We start from the raw sequence: 18752 nt of genomic DNA on the forward strand, positions 1-18752 counted from the left end.
GCACGAGCCTAGGCGCAGGCCGCCGCCCTGTCCATCGTTCAAGCCTTCATTCAGAAGGAGGGCTTCGCATCAGATCGGCCAGTTGCGCCAGCTCCATCCCCAGCCCATGCTTGGGCAATTCGTCGGCCACTGCCAGTCTTGCATTGTCAGGCTTGTTTTGGCCCAGCTTCCAAGTGCCCTGAATATCCGAGATCGCCAACACGCAAGGAACAATCTGGCGCATCAGTTTGCTGCGCTGGTCCTCGCTCATCTTGTCGGCCGTCCAGATCGGCTTGGGCAAAAGCTGCGATTCAAAATGGTTGGACAGACGATCCAGCACGCTTCGCAGCTGCTCGGTTGGCAGTTGCCGCACCTCTCCGGCCAGATGCACGGCGATATAGTTCCAGGTGGGCGCCTGATCCTCCAGTCCGTACCAATCAGGCGAGACATAGCTGCCCGGCCCCTGCACGAACATCTTGCCGGGAACGCCGTCCCCCAAAGCCCGCGCAACGGGGTTCGAGCGGACAAGGTGAAACAGCACCGTTTCACCCTCGATCACGAAAGGCACATGCGCCATCAGGGGCATCCCGTCCGGGCCGTTCACCGCCAGCGTGCCCACACCCATGTCAGATGCGAAGGCCAGATTGCGGGCGTCAGATTGCTTGCGGAAGGTCGGATTGGGATGCATGGGGCTGTCCTTTGCGCTGCTAAGCGCAGTTTAGGTCAGCAGATGGTTTCCGTCACGCCCGGAAACTACGGTCTCGACGATCGCACCCTCGGTTTGTGGCGCGGTGAAATGCACCTCGGCAAACTGTTCGGTGCGGCCCATCAGCGGGTTTTCCATCAACACGCTGTGACGTCGCCCAAGCTGCTGCTGCAAATGCAGATCGACACGCCGCTGCCCGGCCGAGCGCAGCGCAGCCGCCCGTGCCTTGATCAGTCGCCCATCAACCGCTGGCATCCGCGCGGCGGGCGTGCCGGGGCGCGGGCTGTAGGGGAATACGTGCAGCCAGGTCAGCTGACATTCCTCGACCAGCTTCAGCGAGTTTTCGAAATGCGCGTCGGTTTCCGTGGGAAATCCAGCGATGATATCGGCACCAAAGGTCATATCGGGGCGCAGTTTGATCGCCTCTTCGGCGAAACGGATCGAATCGTCGCGCAGATGGCGGCGTTTCATCCGTTTCAGGATCAGATCGTCGCCGTGTTGCAGGGACAGATGTAGATGCGGCATCAAGCGCGGCTCGGTCGCGATGGCCTGCATCAGGTTTTCGTCCACCTCGATCGAATCGATCGAGCTGATCCGCAGGCGCCGCAGGTCCGGCACCAGTTTCAGGATGCGCATGACCAGATCGCCCAGTTTCGGCTCAGCTGGTAGATCAGCGCCCCACGAGGTCAGATCGACCCCGGTCAGCACCACCTCGTTAAAACCCTTGTCGACCAGCCGTTTGATCTGCTCGACCACCACGCCTGCAGGCACGGAGCGCGAGTTGCCGCGGCCATAGGGAATAATGCAAAACGTACAGCGATGATCACAGCCGTTTTGGACCTGCACATAGGCGCGGCTGCGGGTGCCGAAGCCATCAATCAGGTGTCCCGCCGTTTCGGTGACGGACATGATGTCATCGACCTGAACACGCTCGGTCTGGCCGATGAAATCGGGACCCATGGCAGCCCACGTTTCAGGCTGCATTTTCTCAGAGTTGCCGATGACCACGTCAACCTCGTCCATATTGGCGAAGGTCTCGGGTTCGGTCTGGGCGGCGCAGCCGGTGACGATCAGCTTGGCGTCAGGGTTTTCACGGCGCAGCTTGCGAATTTCCTGACGCGCTTTGCGCACGGCCTCGGAGGTCACGGCACAGGTGTTTACAACCACGGCGCCCTCGATCCCGGCCTTTTGCGCCAAGTCTTTCATCGCCTCGGTCTCGTACGCGTTCAAACGGCACCCGAGCGTGGTGAAAACGGGGGGTTTCGCGGTCATATCGAGGCCAGAAACTCGGGCGTCAGCTGCGCGGTGAACACATGCATCGTGGCCCCGGTCATCCAGACGCCATCCTCGCGCCAATCGATCCAGATCGTGCCGCCGTCCAGATCAATCTGCACCTTGCGCCCGGTCAACCCCCGGCGCGCAGCGGCTACAGCCGTCGCACAGGACGACGAGCCCGAGGCCAGAGTGACCCCAACGCCGCGCTCCCACACCCGCATGCGCAGATGATCGGGGCCAATGACACTGGCGAACTGCACATTTGTGCGTTCGGGATATAGCGGGTGATGTTCAATCTCGGCGCCGCGGGTTTCCAGATCCACGGCCTCCGCATCATCCACAAAGAAGGTACAATGCGGATTGCCCATGCCCGTGGCCGTCGGCGCGCCATCAATCGGCAGCTCCAGCGTGTCCATTTCACGGGCCAGCGGCACCTCGTTCCATAGCAACTGCGGCTGCCCCATGTTGACCGAGGTCAGCCCGTCGCCCGCATCCACGGCAAACAGATCGCCGCGATCAGTAGTCAGATGCAGGCTGTCTTTGCCTGTCTCATTGAACAGATAGCGCGCGATGCAGCGCGTGGCGTTCCCGCACGCCGCCGAGGTCGAGCCATCCGCGTTATAAAACACCAGATGCGCATCGCCCGCACCGTTCTCGATCACGGCCAGCTGATCATAGCCAACGCCTTTGTGCCGGTCGGCAATCGCCACCACCAGATCTGCAGGCAGCGGCACCGCATGCGCACGCGCATCCACAACGACAAAGTCGTTGCCCAGCCCGTGCATCTTCATAAACGGTAGTGAGGTGTCCGCAGAGTTTTCCATCGCGCCGATATACGCCCGATTCCCCAGCGTTTCCAGACTTGCCCCAAAGTTTGTTCACGCACCCTGCCCCTTGTTTTGTTGGACGTGCTTGATAAGAATCGAAAAACTTTCAAAAAGGCGGCTTTTTTGGGTTGACCCTATGGGCGTCAGTTTCTAGAAGCTGCCTCCACAGTGGGCCGTTAGCTCAGTTGGTAGAGCAACTGACTTTTAATCAGTGGGTCGAAGGTTCGAATCCTTCACGGCTCACCACTATAACCAAATAAAAACAAAGCCTTATGTTGGCAGAAACTTGAAGAGTTTTGTGATTTGGGTTTACGTGGGAGCGCTGTGCAAGCAGAGGCTCCTGTTGCTTTTCAGCAACTAGAGCCATCCTGCCAATTTCTGCAACGGTGATTCTAGATATCTATCTAAGCGCAGTTAAGCGTGAACGGCCCAAGGACTAAGCCGCTCCGCGGCATTGGCGCCTTTGGTTGGTGTGGTGACCTGACCAAATCAGTGCGCATTTTGCGATTTTGATGACCTGCCGGACGATTGGGGCCTTCTCAATCATTAGACAGGAGGTTTCCATGACAGAGGAGAGAGTAAGCCCGCTGCGTCAGCGGATGGTCGAAGACATGCGTATCCGTGGCATGGGCGACAAAGCTCAGAAAGCCCACATCCGAGCGATCAAAGACTTCACCGCATTCCTTGGCCATTCGCCTGATACCGCAACGCCGGAGGAACTGCGCGCCTATCAGCTTCATATGACCAACGCAGGGGTCACGCCGTCAACTTTCAATGCGCGGATCGTGGCGCTCAGGTTCTTCTTCGGCATGACCTGCGGGCGGGAGGAGATGAAGCGCTATATGCAATTCCGCACCGAACCGCGGAAGTTGCCGATCGTTCTCAGCGTCGAGGAGGTGTCCGACATCCTGATGGCGGCACCCGGGCCAGGGCTGAAGTATCGGGCGGCGCTCAGCATTTCTTACGGTGCCGGCCTCAGGGCAGCGGAAGTCTGTAATCTCAAGATCGGTGATATCGACAGCGACCGGATGCTGATCCATGTCGAGCAGGGCAAGGGGCGTAAGGATCGCAAGGTCATGCTGTCCCCGGGCTTGCTGAATCTGTTGCGTGATTGGTGGCGCGAGGCCCGCCCGGAAGGCTGGCTGTTCCCGGGCAAGCCAAAGATCAACCCGATTTCGCCGAGGCAGTTGAACCGTGCTTTCACCTCAGCCAAGCACATGGCTGGCATCAGCAAACCGGCAACACTGCACACGCTGAGGCACAGTTTCGCGACACATCTGTTGGAGGCCAACACGGATGTGCGGGTGATCCAGGTGCTGCTCGGTCACGCCAAGCTCACCACGACGGCGCAATATACCCACGTCGCCACCAAAACGATCCGCGACACGGTCAGCCCCTACGAGATGCTGGCCAAGCTGCAGGACCAGACTGTGAAGCGAAGTCTGGAGTGATTGGCTGTCGGGGTGCCCCGGCCAAAGCTAGAGATCGCTGACATCTTCCGTGCCCATGGTCCTGCGTGGCGGCAGGCCAATGCCGGGCATGTCAGCCTCTCGCAACTCAAGGTGATGTCAGCGATAGAAGCCTGCCGGACCGACGCGCTCGGCGGGCATGTGGCCGGTTGCACCAAGTGCGGCCACCATCACATCGCCTACAACAGTTGCAAGAACCGCCATTGCCCGAAGTGTCAGGGGCCGACGGCGCGAGACTGGATTGAGGCCCGCGCCGAGGACCTGCTTCCCGTGGAATATTTCCACGTCGTGTTCACGCTGCCCGCCGAGATCGCGCAAATCGCCTATTGGAACAAGAGGGCGGTCTACGCGCTGCTGTTCAAAGCGTCGGCGGAAACGGTCATGACCACTGCCGCCGACCCCAAACGCATGGGTGCGAAGGTGGGGCTGACCAGCGTCTTGCACACCTGGGGCTCTGCCATGACACACCATCCGCATATCCATATGATCGTGCCCGGCGGCGGTCTGTCGAGGGACGGCACCAGGTGGGTCGCCAGCAAGCCCGGGTTCTTCTTGCATGTGCGCGTGCTGTCCCGCCTGTTCCGCCGCCTCTTTCTGGACGGCCTGATGGCGCTGCACCAAGCCGGAGACCTGGCTTTCTATGGCGACCTGGAGCGGTTGGTCCGGCCGGATGCCTTTACCGCCTGGCTCACCCCATTCCGTAAATCCGAATGGGTGGTCTATTCCAAACCGCCCTTTGGCGGCCCAGAGGCCGTGCTTGCCTATCTGAGCCGCTATACCCACAGGGTAGCGATCTCGAACCATCGCTTGGTCAGCGCGGATGCCCACACTGTAGCTTTCCGTTGGAAGGATTATCGCATCAAAAATGGCGATCGCCAGAAGATCATGCGCCTTGCCACACCCGAGTTCATCCGCCGCTTCCTGATCCATGTCCTGCCCGATGGGTTCCATCGCATCCGCCATTACGGCCTGCTGGCCAGCGGTGTCCGCAAAGCGAACCTCACCAAAATCCGCGCGCTGCTCTGCGTCCAGCCAGTGGAACAGGCGGATAACCACGATCTTGAGCCAGAGGTTGCCCCTCTTACGCTGCGTGAACCCTGCCCATGCTGCGGCGGACCCATGCGTATCATCGAGATCTTCCGTCGTGGGCAAAAACCGATGTCGCGCGCGCCACCAAGGGAGCAGGCCGCATGACCGAACGCCTCGCAAAGATCATAAACCCATGCTGGCAGCTCCATGCAGGCCCGGCCCAAGCCACCTGCGCCGATCAGGTACCAGCGCGGTTCCAGACCGCACATGCACACAGTCCGACGGTTAGCGCTTGGCGGCTGGACTGGGAAGCCCGCGTGTCCACCGCCGTGAAAAACGTGAAACGGCCCGCTGAAATCGCCGTCGCATCAACCGCCGGCGCTCTTTCCCCATAGTCTCACCAAGACCCTCGCGGCTTCGTCCTTGGGAGGTTTTCCAACGCGGGTCGTCCGCCCGCCAAGGCGCCAACCTTACGCCGCGACCCGCATCAGAAAACCTTCACCAAAGCTGCCATCGCCGGGCATTCAGAATGCTGCAGTCGCAGCCCGCATTCCGGTCATTCGCTACAGAAACAAAAAACCGTCAACACCTGAAGGTCTGCCCTGCGGGACTTTGCTGCCTTTCGTTGCGACCGCGCCAATGGCTGCTTGCAGTAACTGTCAAGAACGGCGGTTTCTGCCCATGGCAGAACCGTTTGGGTATTAATCGGTCTTGCACCCCGTCAAAACCGTAGTTCCGGTAGTTTTTCCACTTCTTCTAGAATAAGACCGCGCAACCATGCCTTTACGGGCGAGCGATGCGTGGCTTCAGACCAGAACATCGAATTCCTTATCGGTGTCGGGAAATCAAATGGCCGAAGCGCCAGGCGGTCGCGCCACGGCCAAGCTAGTCTGCTGGGCAATGCTGCGAGCAGATCAGACCCTTGGACGAAATGCGGAAGGTCCTGGGCAACGTCGGACGCGATCACCCTTTCCGGGTTGAACCCCTGCTCAACCGCGTAGCGAATTGGGGCTTGTAGCCAGCCAGGAAAAGGCTCGAACCGGATGTGGCCAACACTGACGTAATCCTCCACCGTAAGCACCTTTTTCGAGGCCAACGGGTGGGCAGGATTCATCATGCAGACATGCATGTCGCGCAGGTTGCTTTTCAGTACACGAATGCCACTGACATCAACAGTGCCTACCGTGAGGGCAATGTCTACCTTGCCTTGTGACAACGTCTCCGGCAAATTCTGATACCCCGAAAGAAAAAAGAGTTTTACCCCCGGGGCCTCCTGGCGAAGGCGCTGGATCACTTGAGGCCAAATGACTTGATTGGCATAGGTCGCACTCAGAATCGTGATCTCAGCCTCGGCTTTGGCCGGGTCGAAATTGTCATCTCCTGAAATGAGTTCAGCCTCGGTGAGAATGCGCTCTACATGCATCAGGAGGCTCTGACATTGGTCAGTCGGCACAATGCCGCCACCCTGACGTACGAAAAGCGGATCGCCTGCCGCCTTTCGAACCCGGTCAATCGTGTAGCTGATTGAGGAGGCGTTCATCCCCAGTTCATCTGCCGCCGCTGCAAAAGAAGCCTTCTGGTAGACAAGTCGGAAGGTCCGCAGCGCCGCAAAGTCCAGCTTGAGAATGTCCTGTGGAAGTGACATGCCGTATCAACCCAGATTGAAATTTTCGAACGCCAAGTCCAGTTTGGCCTGATTGTTCAATTTTAGTGACGGTGCAATGGTCAAGTCAACGAAAATGAAAGGACCGAAAAATGACCATCGAGACCGCCGCACCGACTGTCCACACCGCCCTGCTTTTTCTGTCCATCATAAAAAGCAGGCTAAATCGCCGTGCAATCTCGACACACTCCGATACAGCTTATTCTGATGCGGTTGCGAGAGCCCGAGACGAAGTTTCTGTTGCTGGAAAAAAACACCTATCGGGTGCATCACGGAAACGTCTTGAGAACGCGCTTTCTGATTTCTCGGGCATTTGAGGCCATCAAGCAGCGGCAATCCTGTAATATGATGCATCGTCAACGTCGGGTTATCGATGTGGGTGGGCGTGGTGGATGGAGGACCTATTATGGAAACACCAAGCTTACCGCCATCCGCGCGCTGCGCCCGGCCAAAAACAAAGGCCGGATCGTCGGTCAAAAACGGCCGCTCAAGCCAAAATACGTGTGGGCGATCAGAGTGCGGCTGGAGCTAGCCGAAAACCATCGTGATCTGGCCCTCTTCAATCTTGCGATCGACGGCAAGCTATGCGGCTGCGACTGGTGAAGATGAAGGTGGTCGATATCATGGCGTCAGGCCAAATCAAGGAACGCGCTTCGGTACTGCAGAGCAAGACCCAGAAACCCGTCCGCTTCGAAACCTCAGAAGGCACGCGTGCATCCCTGGCAAGGTGGATGCGGGAGCCGCTCATGGTCGGATCCGAATACCTCTGGCCTGGGCGCTTTCACGAACGGCTTCACATCTCGACCCGGCAGTACGCGCGGATTGTACGTGACTGGGTGACATCCATTGATCTGGAGGCCAGCGCCTGTGGCACGCTCTCGATGAGGCGAACGAAGGTGACCCAAATCCACAAGAAAACGGGCAACCTTCGGACAGTCCAGCTGTTGTTGGGGCATACCAAGATGGACAGCACTGTCAGATACCTCGGCGTTGAACTTGAAGATGCGCTGGCCATCGCCGAAGCTATTGAAATCTAAAGGCATGGGCCGTCTTCTCGGATGGCCCCAAGCTGACTTTGGGCTTGCAAATCTTTGCTGCATTGCGGCTTCCCCAAAGCGGACAGTGCAACCCTAGTGTTCTCTTATTGCTCCAGAGCTCCAATGAGCAAACGTGCAAGCGCCTCCTCGAGGGCCGGGACCAGATCGATGCTATCGTCCACGACACCAACGTCGGTATTGATCTGGAAAGCAATCGTGAGGTCGTGGTCCGCATAATGCCTGAGGCTTGAGACGTAGCCCGGAATCCAGCCGCCGTGACCGTAGACGGGACCGCGCGGTGTCTCCTTATAGATCGCAATACCAGCAGCATAGAACACGCCGGGGGCATCCGGATGGACAACCACCCCGTCCAACAAAGGGCCCAAATAGTCCGCGTCCATCGCAGTGCCGGAGAACAACGCATGCCCCCATAGAGCAAGGTCCGCTGAGGTGGAGGCAAATCCACCTCCTGTCCATTCGATCACTGGGTTCCAATTCAGTCGACCGTCGTCATCCATTGTCCGGGGCGCGAGGCCGAAAGGATTGTTGTCGATGGTATAGCCAACGGCGAGGCCGTCCAGCATCGTTTTGTCCGATGGCACAGTAGCGGCAAGGCCAAGCGGCACGAGTAGGCGTTCAGCGGCGAGCTCGAACACACTTGCGTCCGTCGCAGCCTCCATGACCAAACCCAACAGAATGTAACCGGTATCGGTGTAACTCCATGCAGTCCCGGCCTCAAAGAGTGCTGGTTCATCCAACACAAAGGAGACCAAGGCGGTTGGATCGAACCTGTTCAAGCGACCCATCGCGATCAACTCGGTCGCAACTCCATCCATGTGGACATGATCCGGTAGCCCCGACGTATGACTGAGCAGGTGACCAACCGTTATCTCAGCCGCGTTCGGGACACGATCAAACCAAGGCTGTTCTCCGAGATGTTCCGACACCAAGTCGGATCGACTGATCAGCCCATCTGCCTCAAGGGATAGAACGAGAGCGCCCCAGATGGTTTTGCCGATACTGGCAGCCAGCATCCGGGTTTCGGGCGTCATCGGAATGCCCGCCTCGACATCCGAGTGGCCCACGGCATAGCTTCGAACGTTCCCGTCAGGGGCGGCATAGGCGACTGTCGCACCTGGAAACCCGTACGCTTTGCGGAAGGATTCCAACAGTACCTGCACTTCGGCGTCCGGGTCAGACGGGTCCCCGCTCGCCGCTTGGACAAAAAACAAAAGACATGCAGAAAGGGCCGCAGTTGCACGAAAGAGGGATATCATTGGCCTACCCTACGTCCCCGGGAATGACCTCGGTCATCGCACCGTTTTGAGTCAGCATGCTCTCTCGGTTCCACCAGACCACAGCACAGGCCACGACAAGCAGAAGCCACGTATCGTAGGGTTGAGCGTCCGGCCAGATCGGAAGGATTAGTTGCCAGTGGAACAGCATGGGCCAAAGGAGGCTGCCACGGCTTGAGTTGAAGATTGGTGTTACAAGGACTGCCAGAGTGATGTTGCCGATCAAGAACGGGAAAAAGTTCCACCCGGCGAATACCGTGCTAGACAGGAAGAACGCCGGAAGGTGCCAGACGCCCCAGATGGTCCCTATGATCATGCCCGCCCAAAGAGGTGCCATGTGACGTTGTAGGATGGGCTGAACCACGCCGCGCCAGCCAAACTCTTCAATCGGACCCAAGAAGAGCATCATGAAGGTGATAGCGATCATTGCGCCGACGCCTTCGGGCGGAATGGGCGCAAGAAGCGGGCCCGACTTGAGAGACGACCCGATCAAGAAGCAGGCGGGGATGCCGATCAGGATGAAGACCACCCAGAGCGAAGACAATCGCCATAGGAAGAGCCGGGATAGAAAGGCTTTGAGGCCCGCAACACCGCCAAAGGTGAGCACAAGCAAGAAAGCCGAGATCGCCGGTGCCCATGTTGCGAGAAAGAAGAACGGGTGCGATCCGCTGATCTCTCCAAACGTCGAGGACGACCAGTCAGGTGCAACAATGTACATTCCGACGAGGCCCCAAGTGATGGCGAACGTCAGAAGAAAGAACCCTATCAGAGCATAAGATGGGACCGAGAAGGCCCGGGTCGGTGCAGCAATATCTTCCATGGGAAAATCCCCCAGTTGTTGAAATGTGTTTCCCTGCTCATGCCTCTACTCCACAGCCCGAAAGTGGTTCATGAAGTCAAAGCTTCCCGGCGTCGCGCCAAGTGCTTTTTCTATGATTGTTTGCATCACCAAGCGGCGTGTGCGGAGTTCGGCGTCACTGAATCCGAACATGTCCCCGTCTGTCAGGAACTGAGCGCCGGTGAAAAGAAACTGGATGGTCTCCAATGGCCTCTCGACCTCAAAGACACCCTCCCCGATCCCTTGTTCAACGATCTGCGCAAGGATTGGCGAGAGTTGGAGGACGGTCTGAATATTGGTGAGTTCGTGTAGTTCCCTGTTTTCAGGAAGATGCAGCATCTCCGCCACTTCCAGGCTGTCGTCACCGCCGATGTGACTGTTGCCGAGTAGCGCTTCCATCTTCTGCATCGCAGTGAGAGATGGTTCTTCTGCGACGCCCTTCGCCATTTCAACGATCTGGCTCAGCGTCTTGTCGACAATGGCTTCAAGGATGTCGGGCTTCGACTTGAAGTAGTAATAGAACGTCCCCTTGGCGACCCCGATCTCACGAATGATCATCTCCACCGAACACTTCGCATAGCCATGCTGACGAAAAAGCTGGTCGGCTGTTTCGACGATCTCTGCGCGCCGTTCCTCTGGGTCTTTGACGATCCGTGCCATGGGTAGTCTCCAATTCTCACTCTTCATACTGACTGACCGTCAGTCAGTCAAGCCAATCAATTGCTCGAAAGACACTCCGATGCTGAACTGGCATCCGAGGGATCAAACTGGCTCTGTGATCCCGTCGATCAGCAACATTGGGTTGCGGCTGGGATGGGCATGGTGGACCGGAGGGTCAACCATGGAAACCACATCACTTCTTGCCAGCGCCCGAAGATAACGTCCCGGAAATCTGCGAGGATTTGGTGCAGTTATGTGTAGGCATCCAGATCAAGCGTCTTCACACTGATCGCCTGCCCAGTCTCGAAGTCGAAGAAATCCACACCCGGATGGTCGCGGAACTCTTCTTCCAACCAGTCTCCCTGGCCCTCATCCTCGGGTCGTGCCGCCAAGCGTCGTTCTTTCCAAGAGCGGACCCTCGAATCCGCTCAGTTGAATAGGGCGATGCTGCGATCAGTGCAGATTTCAGAGAAGCGCAGATAGCAGCATTTGCATAGTTGGGAAATCATCATATCTCTGGGGTAAGCAGCCGGAGCCATAGCAAGAAAAGCTGACATTGGTGAACCCTAGCAGCAAAAAATTCGACCCAGATTGTGGCGGTGCAGGCCAATGCCGACCCTTCGTGTTTCTAGAACGGGTTGGCATTGAGATCCCACAGCTTTTGACGAGTCTGTCGTTAGTCCGGCTAGCTCAATCGTGATGGAACAGCTTTGACGTAATCGTCCAGGCACCGTCGATGTGCAACAGATGAAAAGTGTTGATGAACGATAAGCCGTAAAGGTTGTCCTCGACTATTGTGGCCGAGGCAGTGCGGCCTGTAACTGTAAGCTCCGTAATTTCCGCTGTATAATCAGGACCGACCTTGTTCGCAGCGATTGCATCGAAGAAAGGCTGAGGGCCGCCCAGCAACAGGTCGGGTCCGAGATAGCCAGACATAACGGCGGATTTGTGGAACAGAGATTTCAGCAAAGCCGGGTCAGAGTCGGCCGTTCCCTTAATGTAGTCTGCAATGATGGTTTTGACCGCTTGGATATTTGCTGTTCTGCTCATCGATCAGGCCGCCTTTGTCTTGGTGTATTCAAACAGGTCGCCCGCCAATTGGCTGACTTGTCCACGGATTGCTTGTACCGCGAATTCTGGAGCGGTTTCGGGTCCGCCCGAATTAAATGGCGGCGCCGGACGGTATTCGAACAGGAGTTGCATTACATGCGCCGCTGGCTCTTCAATGATTTCGGAAATCACAGTCAGCGCAAAATCCAGGCCTGCGGTCATACCACCGCCAGTGATGCGGTTGCCCGAAATGCAGACACGCTCATCGACTTGGTCGACTTTGGGGAAGTTGGAGAGCGCTTCAGTAAAGGCCCAATGGGTTGCAGCCTTGTGTCCATCGAGTAGCCCCGCTTCCGCCAGGATCAATGAGCCGGTGCAGACTGAGGTCACATAGTCCGCCTTCTCTCCCGCCTTGCGCACAAAATCAATGACCTCTTTGTCCTGCATCTGTTTCAGCACATTGCCGCCGCCGGGCATGACCAGAACATCAATGTCTGGGCAGTCGTCAAATCCGTATTGCGGCGTCAGGTAGACACCCGCATCACACAACAGCGGATCAGTGGTCTTGGAGAATGTGAAGGTCTCAATCCCAGGTGCCATGGCAAAGAATTGCAAAGGCGCGTAGCCGTCGATCATGGTCATGTTCTCAAAAATGTAAATTCCGACTTTCTTGGGTCTGTCTGTCATGGGTTTCTTCCTTTGGTTTCAGTTTTGGAGACGAAAACGCTCGCGGTATTCCTGCGGGTTCACGTGGAGCATGCGATTGAAGCTGCGGCGCATCCGGTCAGCACTTTGAAATCCGGTAGCCGAGGCAATCAGGTCCATCGGCATGTCAGTTGTTTCCAGGTAGCTTCTTGCGGCACGCACACGCAGTTTTTCGATGTATTTGGACGGGGTGTTGCCAATCTTGTCTGCAAAGCGGCGGGCGAAGTTGCGAGGGCTCATCGAGCACTGGTCGGCCATCGCCTCGACACTCAGATCGGTATCCAGGTGGTCCTGAGCCCAGATTAATACCTTGGCAATTGGATCGGTTGCGACCTCGGACGGCGGGAGGAAAGAGCTGAACTGCGATTGCCCGCCAGGGCGCTTGAGGAACATGACCCAAAGCTGAGCGACAGACAGGGCGATTTCAGACCCGAAGTCGCTTTCGATCAGGGCCAGAGCAAGGTCCATGCCAGCCGTAATGCCGGCTGAAGTAAACACATGGCCGTCCTGAACGAAGATCTTATCCTCGTCGACCTCGATCTCCGGGTACTCGCGAGCGAGTTGGTCCGACCAGTTCCAATGCGTCGTCGCTTTTCGGTTATTTAGAAGCCCCGCCGCAGCCAGCAAAAACGCCCCGGTGCATATGCTGGCCACGCGGGTGGCGCGCTTGGACAGCATTTGGATCGCAGCGCACATGTCAGCGTCTCGGGCAACTTCAATGGCGTTTTCACCGCCTGCGATCAAGAAAATGTCTATGCTTCCTTCGCCCAGTTCAGCAAGGGCGATGGTGTTGATTGTCACCCCAGCCGGGTTTGTGCTGATCAGCCCCCCCTTCAGCGAGACCATCTCGATTTCGTAAATCGGGGCGGACGTTTGAAACGCCATCTGGGCCCCTGCCAATACGTCCACCGGTCCGACAGTGTCCAGCGAGCTGGCTCCCTCAAATGTTAGCATCACAACCCGTTTGGGCTTGGATGGCGCGATGGCGGCGGGCTTGGTGAAAGTGTGCATGATGGTAATATCCCAATAGCTCAATTTGGCAGCAATGAACTTCTACCGTCATTTTCTGCCAGAACGAACATCCGGTCAGCCGTGAACCACCTGAATATTGGTGTATTCGTTCAGGCCTTCTTCCCCAAATTGCACACCTATGCCTGAGCCCTTGTGTCCGCCAAAGGGCGCGTCGGGACGGATTCCGCCATGGGAATTAATCCAGACCGTGCCACATTCCATGTCCCGCGCCATGTTGCGCGCCTTGTCGATGTCGCGCGTCCAAACAGACCCGCCCAAGCCATTGTTGCTGTCATTGGCGGCAGCCATCACCTTGGCCTCGTCGGTGAATTTGATCAGTGGAAGGGCGGGGCCAAATTGCTCCTCATCCACCAACGCATCGCCGTTTTGCAGGCCTGCCACAAGAGTTGGTGGATAGAACAATCCGTCACCACTTTCACCGCCAATCAAAATTTCTCCTTTTCCCTTCGCGGCATCAACAAGGCGCGTGACCTTGTCGTGCTGCGCCCTGTTCTGCACCGGGCCGAGGACAGCGTGTTCGTCCATGCCATCACCCACCGCGACACCCTTCGCAAACTCAGTCAGCGCATTACACACATCGTCATAGACATCCGCATGTACATAGGCGCGTTTCATCGCGGCACAGGTTTGCCCGTTGTTGATGAACGCACCCCAGAACAAGCCTTCGACAATTTCTTCGGCATTCACATCGCCCAGAATGATCCCGGCGTCATTGCCGCCAAGCTCCAGCGTCAGGCGTTTCATTGTCTCGGACGCTGACATCATCACCTTCTGCCCCGTGGCGCAGGAACCGGTAAAGACCAGCTTTTGAATGCCCGGATGGGCAGACATTGCTGCACCGATATTGTCACCTTCATCGGACGAAGGTACGCAGTTCACAACCCCCGCAGGCAGAACCTCGTTCATCAACTCGATCATACGCAGGGTCGACAGCGGAGTATTTGGCGATGGTTTGGATACCACAGTGTTGCCAGAGCGCAGTGCGGGCAGAATATGCCAGACCGCAATCATCACTGGCCAGTTCCAGGGTGTGATCGACCCAACCACACCGATGGGCTTGCGAAGCAATTCGACGCGTCCTTGATCGTCATCCTGGATCATCTTGGTTGTCATATCGAGGCTGCTTGTATGCCCAGCCCAAGCCCCAGCGCCGCCGAGCTCGAACCGTGAGCCAAGTCCGTTCAGCGGTTTTCCCTGTTCCATGGTCAACAACGCGGCCAGTTCCTCGGAATGCGCGCCTACTTTTTCAGTGATCTTCGTGCAGTAGTCCTTCAGCTCAGCATCGGGCAGCTTTGACCAACTTTGAAATGCAACCTCTGCCGCAGTAACCGCTTGATCCAGATCGGAAAAACTAGCATTTGGGGCCTCTCCAACCTGCACTCCAGTCGATGGATTCTTGACTTCAAAGACGTCCGCTGCGGCAAGCTTTTCCCCACCAATGATCATTCCGTATGACATGATTTTCCTCCATTCTGACGAGGCCTCGCCAAACGCGCCTCAAATTCCCTTGGAGGTTATTTTTGTAGATCTGTATCTTTGGCAGCAATGACAATGAGCCGTCGAAAACTGCCAATACTAGTGTAGGTCCTGCGAGAAATGGGCCCACAGGAAGAGCGCAGCATCCAACCTTTTGGGCACGCGCCCGTCATAGGTAGCAACAGTCTGTTTTTGAGAGCTTGAAAGTCCATTTATTGAAACTGTGACCTGCCACTGAACTTTCACCCATTCGGGACCCGAGCCCTTTGGATCGATACGCCGGTTGGCGCAAATGGAGCAAGCGACAGCCGCCACGCCGCCCCGAAATCGACCTTCCGGGATCGCCGCCAAGCATTCCCTTGTCACGTCGACAACCACGTTCAGGATCCGAAACCGCTGGTGCAGCTCCGTCTCTGCGGCTCTGACCGACCGGTACGGGATCATCTTGCGGTCCGCGCCGACAATCGGCCCGCCGTTCCAACAGGCCCATCTCGGCCGCAGATGCGCGACGGCGGCGCGCTTCACGTCGGGCCTCCGCATCTTTGCCAGAAGTTCCTTCATCGCCGCAGTGTCGAGCATCTGTTCGGCTAACAGCTTCTTCAGCTTGGCATTCTCGTCTTCCAGCGCCTTCAGTCGTTTCGCGTCGGAAACCGTCATGCCGCCATACTTGGCCTTCCTTGTTTAGATGGTGCCCTCCGACAACCCGTGCTTGCAGCACAGATCGCCCGGCGGGCAATGAATGATCTGCTCTTCACTGTATCTCGTTCGCTTCATTGTCCGTCCTCTTCTTGGGGCGGACTCTAGTTCCAAACGGAGGAAAAATCCCGTGGCAGGTCATTCGTTCTCAACCAGATTACTCCGTCATTTTCCATCGAAGTCCCAAACGCTGCCAAAGTGCGGGCCGTGCTCGAACCACCGAACTGGAACACCTTGCTGGGGCTGATCGAGGGTCAGGCGGCCCGGGGAAAGGGAACCCGGGCAACCTGTGCCTGAACTCAGTTCCGCGAGATGCGGTAGCCGTTGTCCTTCAGGCAGCTGATCGAATAGCCCTTTTTGCGCTTGTTGTTCTCGAAGAATGCGATCTTGCAGTGCTTGGGCAGACGGTGGGCATATTCATAGTTCCGACGCAGGCACCCGCGGGCCAGATAGCGCTGATTGCCATCCGGGGTCCAAAAGACACGGCGACATTGGGCAGGCAAGCTGAATCGGTGCGAGCGGTGATCCCAGTCGCGGGTGCTGCGGGGATCATGGCGGCGGTCGAAATAGACCCGGTCGTCATCATAGGCCCGGCCTGGGCGCACAGTTGGCTGCGGTGCGGGTCGGTGGTGATCCTTGTCGTCCAGCGCTTTGCCGATGATGACCAGCGCGGTTGCCCCCGCAAGAAAGCGGACCAGGTCGTCGCTGTCGGCTTTGGCGGGGACGGCGCTCAGGCCGGTCACGGCGATCGAGGCCGCCAGGATCGAGGCGATGAATTTGCGGGACATGGTGTATCCTCTCGGTTGGTTTCATATGTCCTGCCCGTTTGCGGTGCGACGCATCGAGCGGTGTAAGGCCAACCTGGCCGCTGGGGGTGAAATCGCTCAATAACGCCGCTTTGCTATCCGATATCACGCGCGGCAAACCCCTTTGGTTATTGAATATCGCGCTGGTCCCGCGCATTGTCGGGTCATGAGGAAAATGCTTGCCATACCCCTGAGTTTACTGCTGCTGGCCGCGGCCATGCCCGCCGCCGCAAGTGAGAAATGTTTCGCCGATTACAAGGCTAAGCAAGACAACCCCTTGCGCCTGCACTACGGTGTGGTCCGATTAGAGGGGCCCTGCGATGCCGGGGCCGCCCGTTCTGAGGTCGCGGCGCGCCTGTCGCGCGAAGGGTGGGTTTTGCTTAATATCCTGTCGGTTTTCGACAAGGATGGCCTGAAGGAAAGGAAAGCAAGTGCAGGACGGTATTTCCTCCGCTTCTGAGATCCGGCGGTCGGGCAGTCGTTTGGTCGTGATCGGCATCGCTTGTATTGTCGCCATTCTGCTGGTGGCCGCGGTCGTTCTGTTCCTGACGCTGCCCGATGCCAACGCCTTTAACGCTCGGGTCGAACGGATTTTCATCGAAAATGACCTGCTGACCGGCCCAGCCGAGATCAAGCTTCTGGAAATCCTTGCCCAGTCCGGCACCGCATTTTCGGACACGCTGGCCAGTTACCGCGTGGTGATTTTCGTCCTGTTGGTCTTTGCGACAGGCATGCTGATTGCTGCGCTGGTGTTCCTTGTTGCGCTGGTCACGATGAACCGGCGGATGGCGCAGATTGAACACGCGGGCATTCAGGTCTCCTCGCTGCTTATCTCTCGCGATGAAAATACGGTCTACCTGAACAACATGGGCTTCAAACTGACCGGCGCCGCGATGGAGACCCTGTCGGTTCTGGCCGAGGCCCGCATGGACGAGGACGTGCTGTCCGGTGCTGAAATCGAGGCGATGATCTCGGGCCGCCTGGCCGCTGATTGCGACGAAAGCGCAGGCGCCACGCGCATCAAACGCCTGCGCGACACGCTGGGCAACCAAATGGTATCCGAGTTGTTGGTCAAGAACATCGCCCGCAAGGGCTATATGCTGTCGGTGGACAAATCCGTGATCAAGATGCTCTAGCGGCTTTACCCCTCGCGCAGGGTATCCCCGCGCGAGATCACGGGCTCAAGCGCGATACGGCTGGGGCCGGAACCTTCTCCTTCGATCCGGTCCAGAATGATCTGCGCGGCCTTCTCACCAATCTCTGATCGGCAGGCATCCATCGTGGCCAGTTTTTTCGGCAAGCCCTGCAACAGTTCGACCCCGTTGAAACCGGCCAGACCGATCTGGTTCGGAATGTCATAGCCCTTTTCGATCAGGTACAGCAGCCCGCCAGCGCCGATCATGTCGTTCGAGTAATACAGGAAGTCCAGGTCGGGATTGCGGCTTAGCATCGCCTCGGTCATCTCGCGGCCCTTGGCCAACGCCGATCCGCCCGAATAGAATTCCTGATCGGCAACCTCGACCCCGCCCTTGGCCAAAGCCTGGGTGAATCCTTCGAACCGCTTACGGGCACGGTGGTCCATCGGCATCTTGGTCCCCATGAAGCCGATGCGCTTATACCCGGCCGCCACGATCGCCTCGCCGATCTGCTGGCCCGCGCGGCGGTGCGAAATGCCCACACAGCTATCGACCGGTTCGCCGTCCACATCCATGATCTCGATCACCGGGATGCCCGCAGCGCGCATCATGGCGCGGGCGGCGTCGGAATGCTCCAGCCCCGCGATGATCACGCCCGACGGTCGCCAGGACAGCATCTCGTACAGGACTTTCTCTTCTTTCTCGGGGCTATAGTCGGTCACGCCGACCACGGGCTGCAGACCTGTGTCTTCCAGCGTGCGGCTGATGCCTGCCATCACCTCGGGGAAAACCATGTTCGAAAGCGACGGGATGATTACCGCCACCAGATTCACCCGCTGACTGGCCAGCGCCCCGGCGATCTTGTTGGGCACATATCCCAGTTGCTTGGCGGCCTTCAGCACCTTTTCCCGCGTGGCCTGGCTGACATCTGTCCGGTTCCGCAGCACGCGACTGACGGTCATTTCGGATACCCCCGATGCCTCGGAGACGTCACGCAGTGTTAGTGGTCGGTGGTCTGTACGGCTCAAATCAACGTGATCCTTTAAAACAGGCGTCCCCAAGTGTTAGCGCGA

Annotated in this window: 19 protein-coding genes, 1 tRNA gene and 2 pseudogenes; 7 read left to right on the top strand and 15 right to left on the bottom strand. The window is 57.8% G+C overall.

Features of this window, described 5'->3' with window-relative positions:
• Positions 1-46: 46 nt before the first annotated feature.
• The 3 genes from ACOQOQ_RS03735 to dapF are packed head-to-tail and all read right to left on the bottom strand — an operon-like array spanning position 47 to position 2751.
• Entirely contained in the window at positions 47-667 is a 621-nt protein-coding gene (locus ACOQOQ_RS03735; RefSeq protein ID WP_420568800.1) for an FMN-binding negative transcriptional regulator, read from the bottom strand.
• Positions 668-697: 30 nt separating this feature from the next.
• Positions 698-1957 (bottom strand): tRNA (N(6)-L-threonylcarbamoyladenosine(37)-C(2))-methylthiotransferase MtaB, encoded by a 1260-nt coding sequence (gene mtaB / locus ACOQOQ_RS03740; protein WP_420568801.1) that lies wholly within the window; start codon positions 1955-1957, stop codon positions 698-700.
• Positions 1954-2751, bottom strand: coding sequence for a diaminopimelate epimerase (gene dapF / locus ACOQOQ_RS03745; protein ID WP_420568802.1), 798 nt, complete (start codon positions 2749-2751; stop codon positions 1954-1956). Before dapF ends, mtaB begins: the two co-directional genes overlap by 4 nt.
• 206 nt (positions 2752-2957) lie before the next feature.
• Between dapF and ACOQOQ_RS03750 the strand changes: the two genes are divergently transcribed.
• The 3 genes from ACOQOQ_RS03750 to ACOQOQ_RS03760 all read left to right on the top strand — a co-directional run bounded on the left by ACOQOQ_RS03750 (position 2958) and on the right by ACOQOQ_RS03760 (position 5450).
• A tRNA-Lys gene (locus ACOQOQ_RS03750) sits at positions 2958-3033 on the top strand.
• 317 nt (positions 3034-3350) lie between these two features.
• Positions 3351-4238, top strand: coding sequence for a tyrosine-type recombinase/integrase (locus ACOQOQ_RS03755; RefSeq protein WP_092465131.1), 888 nt, complete (start codon positions 3351-3353; stop codon positions 4236-4238).
• A 12-nt stretch (positions 4239-4250) separates the two neighbouring features.
• Positions 4251-5450: an IS91 family transposase gene (locus ACOQOQ_RS03760; RefSeq protein ID WP_420566739.1), complete on the top strand. Its 1200-nt coding sequence runs from the start codon at positions 4251-4253 to the stop codon at positions 5448-5450.
• Positions 5451-6006: 556 nt separating this feature from the next.
• Here ACOQOQ_RS03760 and ACOQOQ_RS03765 read toward each other — a convergent pair.
• A complete protein-coding gene (locus ACOQOQ_RS03765) occupies positions 6007-6930 on the bottom strand; it encodes a LysR family transcriptional regulator (protein WP_420568803.1) in 924 nt (307 codons plus the stop codon).
• 110 nt (positions 6931-7040) lie between these two features.
• Here ACOQOQ_RS03765 and ACOQOQ_RS03770 point away from each other — a divergent pair, with 110 nt between their 5' ends.
• The gene (locus ACOQOQ_RS03770) at positions 7041-7265 is read left to right on the top strand and encodes a hypothetical protein (protein WP_420568804.1); all 225 of its coding nucleotides are present in this window, start codon (positions 7041-7043) and stop codon (positions 7263-7265) included.
• Between the two features lie 89 nt (positions 7266-7354).
• Positions 7355-7985 (top strand): annotated as a pseudogene (locus ACOQOQ_RS03775) (tyrosine-type recombinase/integrase).
• Between the two features lie 104 nt (positions 7986-8089).
• Here the strand turns inward: ACOQOQ_RS03775 and ACOQOQ_RS03780 are convergent.
• The 10 genes and pseudogenes from ACOQOQ_RS03780 to ACOQOQ_RS03825 form a co-directional block, all read right to left on the bottom strand.
• Entirely contained in the window at positions 8090-9262 is a 1173-nt protein-coding gene (locus ACOQOQ_RS03780) for a serine hydrolase domain-containing protein (RefSeq protein ID WP_420568805.1), read from the bottom strand.
• A 4-nt stretch (positions 9263-9266) separates the two neighbouring features.
• Entirely contained in the window at positions 9267-10100 is an 834-nt protein-coding gene (locus tag ACOQOQ_RS03785) for a CPBP family intramembrane glutamic endopeptidase (protein ID WP_420568806.1), read from the bottom strand.
• Between the two features lie 45 nt (positions 10101-10145).
• On the bottom strand, positions 10146-10778 hold the full coding sequence (locus ACOQOQ_RS03790) for a TetR/AcrR family transcriptional regulator (protein ID WP_420568807.1): 633 nt from the start codon (positions 10776-10778) through the stop codon (positions 10146-10148).
• Between the two features lie 251 nt (positions 10779-11029).
• Positions 11030-11170, bottom strand: coding sequence for a hypothetical protein (locus ACOQOQ_RS03795; protein WP_420568808.1), 141 nt, complete (start codon positions 11168-11170; stop codon positions 11030-11032).
• Positions 11171-11468: 298 nt separating this feature from the next.
• Positions 11469-11828 carry a nuclear transport factor 2 family protein gene (locus ACOQOQ_RS03800; protein ID WP_420568809.1) on the bottom strand — a complete coding sequence of 120 codons (360 nt, stop codon included), beginning with the start codon at positions 11826-11828 and terminating at the stop codon, positions 11469-11471.
• A 3-nt stretch (positions 11829-11831) separates the two neighbouring features.
• Entirely contained in the window at positions 11832-12515 is a 684-nt protein-coding gene (locus tag ACOQOQ_RS03805) for a DJ-1/PfpI family protein (RefSeq protein WP_420568810.1), read from the bottom strand.
• Between the two features lie 18 nt (positions 12516-12533).
• Complete coding sequence (locus ACOQOQ_RS03810) at positions 12534-13544, bottom strand: GlxA family transcriptional regulator (protein WP_420568811.1); 1011 nt, start codon at positions 13542-13544, stop codon at positions 12534-12536.
• 75 nt (positions 13545-13619) lie between these two features.
• Positions 13620-15023 carry an aldehyde dehydrogenase family protein gene (locus ACOQOQ_RS03815; RefSeq protein ID WP_420568812.1) on the bottom strand — a complete coding sequence of 468 codons (1404 nt, stop codon included), beginning with the start codon at positions 15021-15023 and terminating at the stop codon, positions 13620-13622.
• A 399-nt stretch (positions 15024-15422) separates the two neighbouring features.
• Positions 15423-15815: pseudogene (locus ACOQOQ_RS03820) on the bottom strand (transposase); the annotation flags it as partial.
• A gap of 221 nt (positions 15816-16036) precedes the next feature.
• The gene (locus ACOQOQ_RS03825; protein WP_420568813.1) at positions 16037-16525 is read right to left on the bottom strand and encodes a hypothetical protein; all 489 of its coding nucleotides are present in this window, start codon (positions 16523-16525) and stop codon (positions 16037-16039) included.
• Positions 16526-16709: 184 nt separating this feature from the next.
• On the opposite strand from ACOQOQ_RS03825, the gene ACOQOQ_RS03830 reads away from it, so the two are divergent.
• Positions 16710-17003: a hypothetical protein gene (locus ACOQOQ_RS03830; RefSeq protein WP_420568814.1), complete on the top strand. Its 294-nt coding sequence runs from the start codon at positions 16710-16712 to the stop codon at positions 17001-17003.
• Complete coding sequence (locus tag ACOQOQ_RS03835; RefSeq protein ID WP_420568815.1) at positions 16975-17679, top strand: winged helix-turn-helix domain-containing protein; 705 nt, start codon at positions 16975-16977, stop codon at positions 17677-17679. Before ACOQOQ_RS03830 ends, ACOQOQ_RS03835 begins: the two co-directional genes overlap by 29 nt.
• A 5-nt stretch (positions 17680-17684) precedes the next feature.
• On the opposite strand, the gene ACOQOQ_RS03840 is transcribed toward ACOQOQ_RS03835, so the two are convergent.
• Entirely contained in the window at positions 17685-18707 is a 1023-nt protein-coding gene (locus tag ACOQOQ_RS03840) for a LacI family DNA-binding transcriptional regulator (RefSeq protein WP_420568816.1), read from the bottom strand.
• Positions 18708-18752: the final 45 nt, after the last annotated feature.

Origin of the sequence: Thalassovita sp. (genome assembly GCF_965218685.1) — a bacterium.
Lineage (GTDB): Bacteria > Pseudomonadota > Alphaproteobacteria > Rhodobacterales > Rhodobacteraceae > Thalassobius.

Bases quoted from the DNA above. Each gene is read 5' to 3' on its own strand.
- ACOQOQ_RS03785 (WP_420568806.1), bottom strand. From the start codon at position 10,100: ATGGAAGATATTGCTGCACCGACCCGGGCCTTCTCGGTCCCATCTTAT.
- ACOQOQ_RS03790 (WP_420568807.1), bottom strand. From the start codon at position 10,778: ATGGCACGGATCGTCAAAGACCCAGAGGAACGGCGCGCAGAGATCGTC.
- ACOQOQ_RS03810 (WP_420568811.1), bottom strand. From the start codon at position 13,544: ATGCACACTTTCACCAAGCCCGCCGCCATCGCGCCATCCAAGCCCAAA.
- ACOQOQ_RS03815 (WP_420568812.1), bottom strand. From the start codon at position 15,023: ATGTCATACGGAATGATCATTGGTGGGGAAAAGCTTGCCGCAGCGGAC.
- ACOQOQ_RS03755 (WP_092465131.1), top strand. From the start codon at position 3,351: ATGACAGAGGAGAGAGTAAGCCCGCTGCGTCAGCGGATGGTCGAAGAC.
- ACOQOQ_RS03770 (WP_420568804.1), top strand. From the start codon at position 7,041: ATGACCATCGAGACCGCCGCACCGACTGTCCACACCGCCCTGCTTTTT.
- ACOQOQ_RS03735 (WP_420568800.1), bottom strand. From the start codon at position 667: ATGCATCCCAATCCGACCTTCCGCAAGCAATCTGACGCCCGCAATCTG.
- ACOQOQ_RS03830 (WP_420568814.1), top strand. From the start codon at position 16,710: ATGAGGAAAATGCTTGCCATACCCCTGAGTTTACTGCTGCTGGCCGCG.
- ACOQOQ_RS03800 (WP_420568809.1), bottom strand. From the start codon at position 11,828: ATGAGCAGAACAGCAAATATCCAAGCGGTCAAAACCATCATTGCAGAC.
- mtaB (WP_420568801.1), bottom strand. From the start codon at position 1,957: ATGACCGCGAAACCCCCCGTTTTCACCACGCTCGGGTGCCGTTTGAAC.
- ACOQOQ_RS03805 (WP_420568810.1), bottom strand. From the start codon at position 12,515: ATGACAGACAGACCCAAGAAAGTCGGAATTTACATTTTTGAGAACATG.
- ACOQOQ_RS03825 (WP_420568813.1), bottom strand. From the start codon at position 16,525: ATGTCCCGCAAATTCATCGCCTCGATCCTGGCGGCCTCGATCGCCGTG.
- dapF (WP_420568802.1), bottom strand. From the start codon at position 2,751: ATGAAGATGCACGGGCTGGGCAACGACTTTGTCGTTGTGGATGCGCGT.
- ACOQOQ_RS03780 (WP_420568805.1), bottom strand. From the start codon at position 9,262: ATGATATCCCTCTTTCGTGCAACTGCGGCCCTTTCTGCATGTCTTTTG.
- ACOQOQ_RS03765 (WP_420568803.1), bottom strand. From the start codon at position 6,930: ATGTCACTTCCACAGGACATTCTCAAGCTGGACTTTGCGGCGCTGCGG.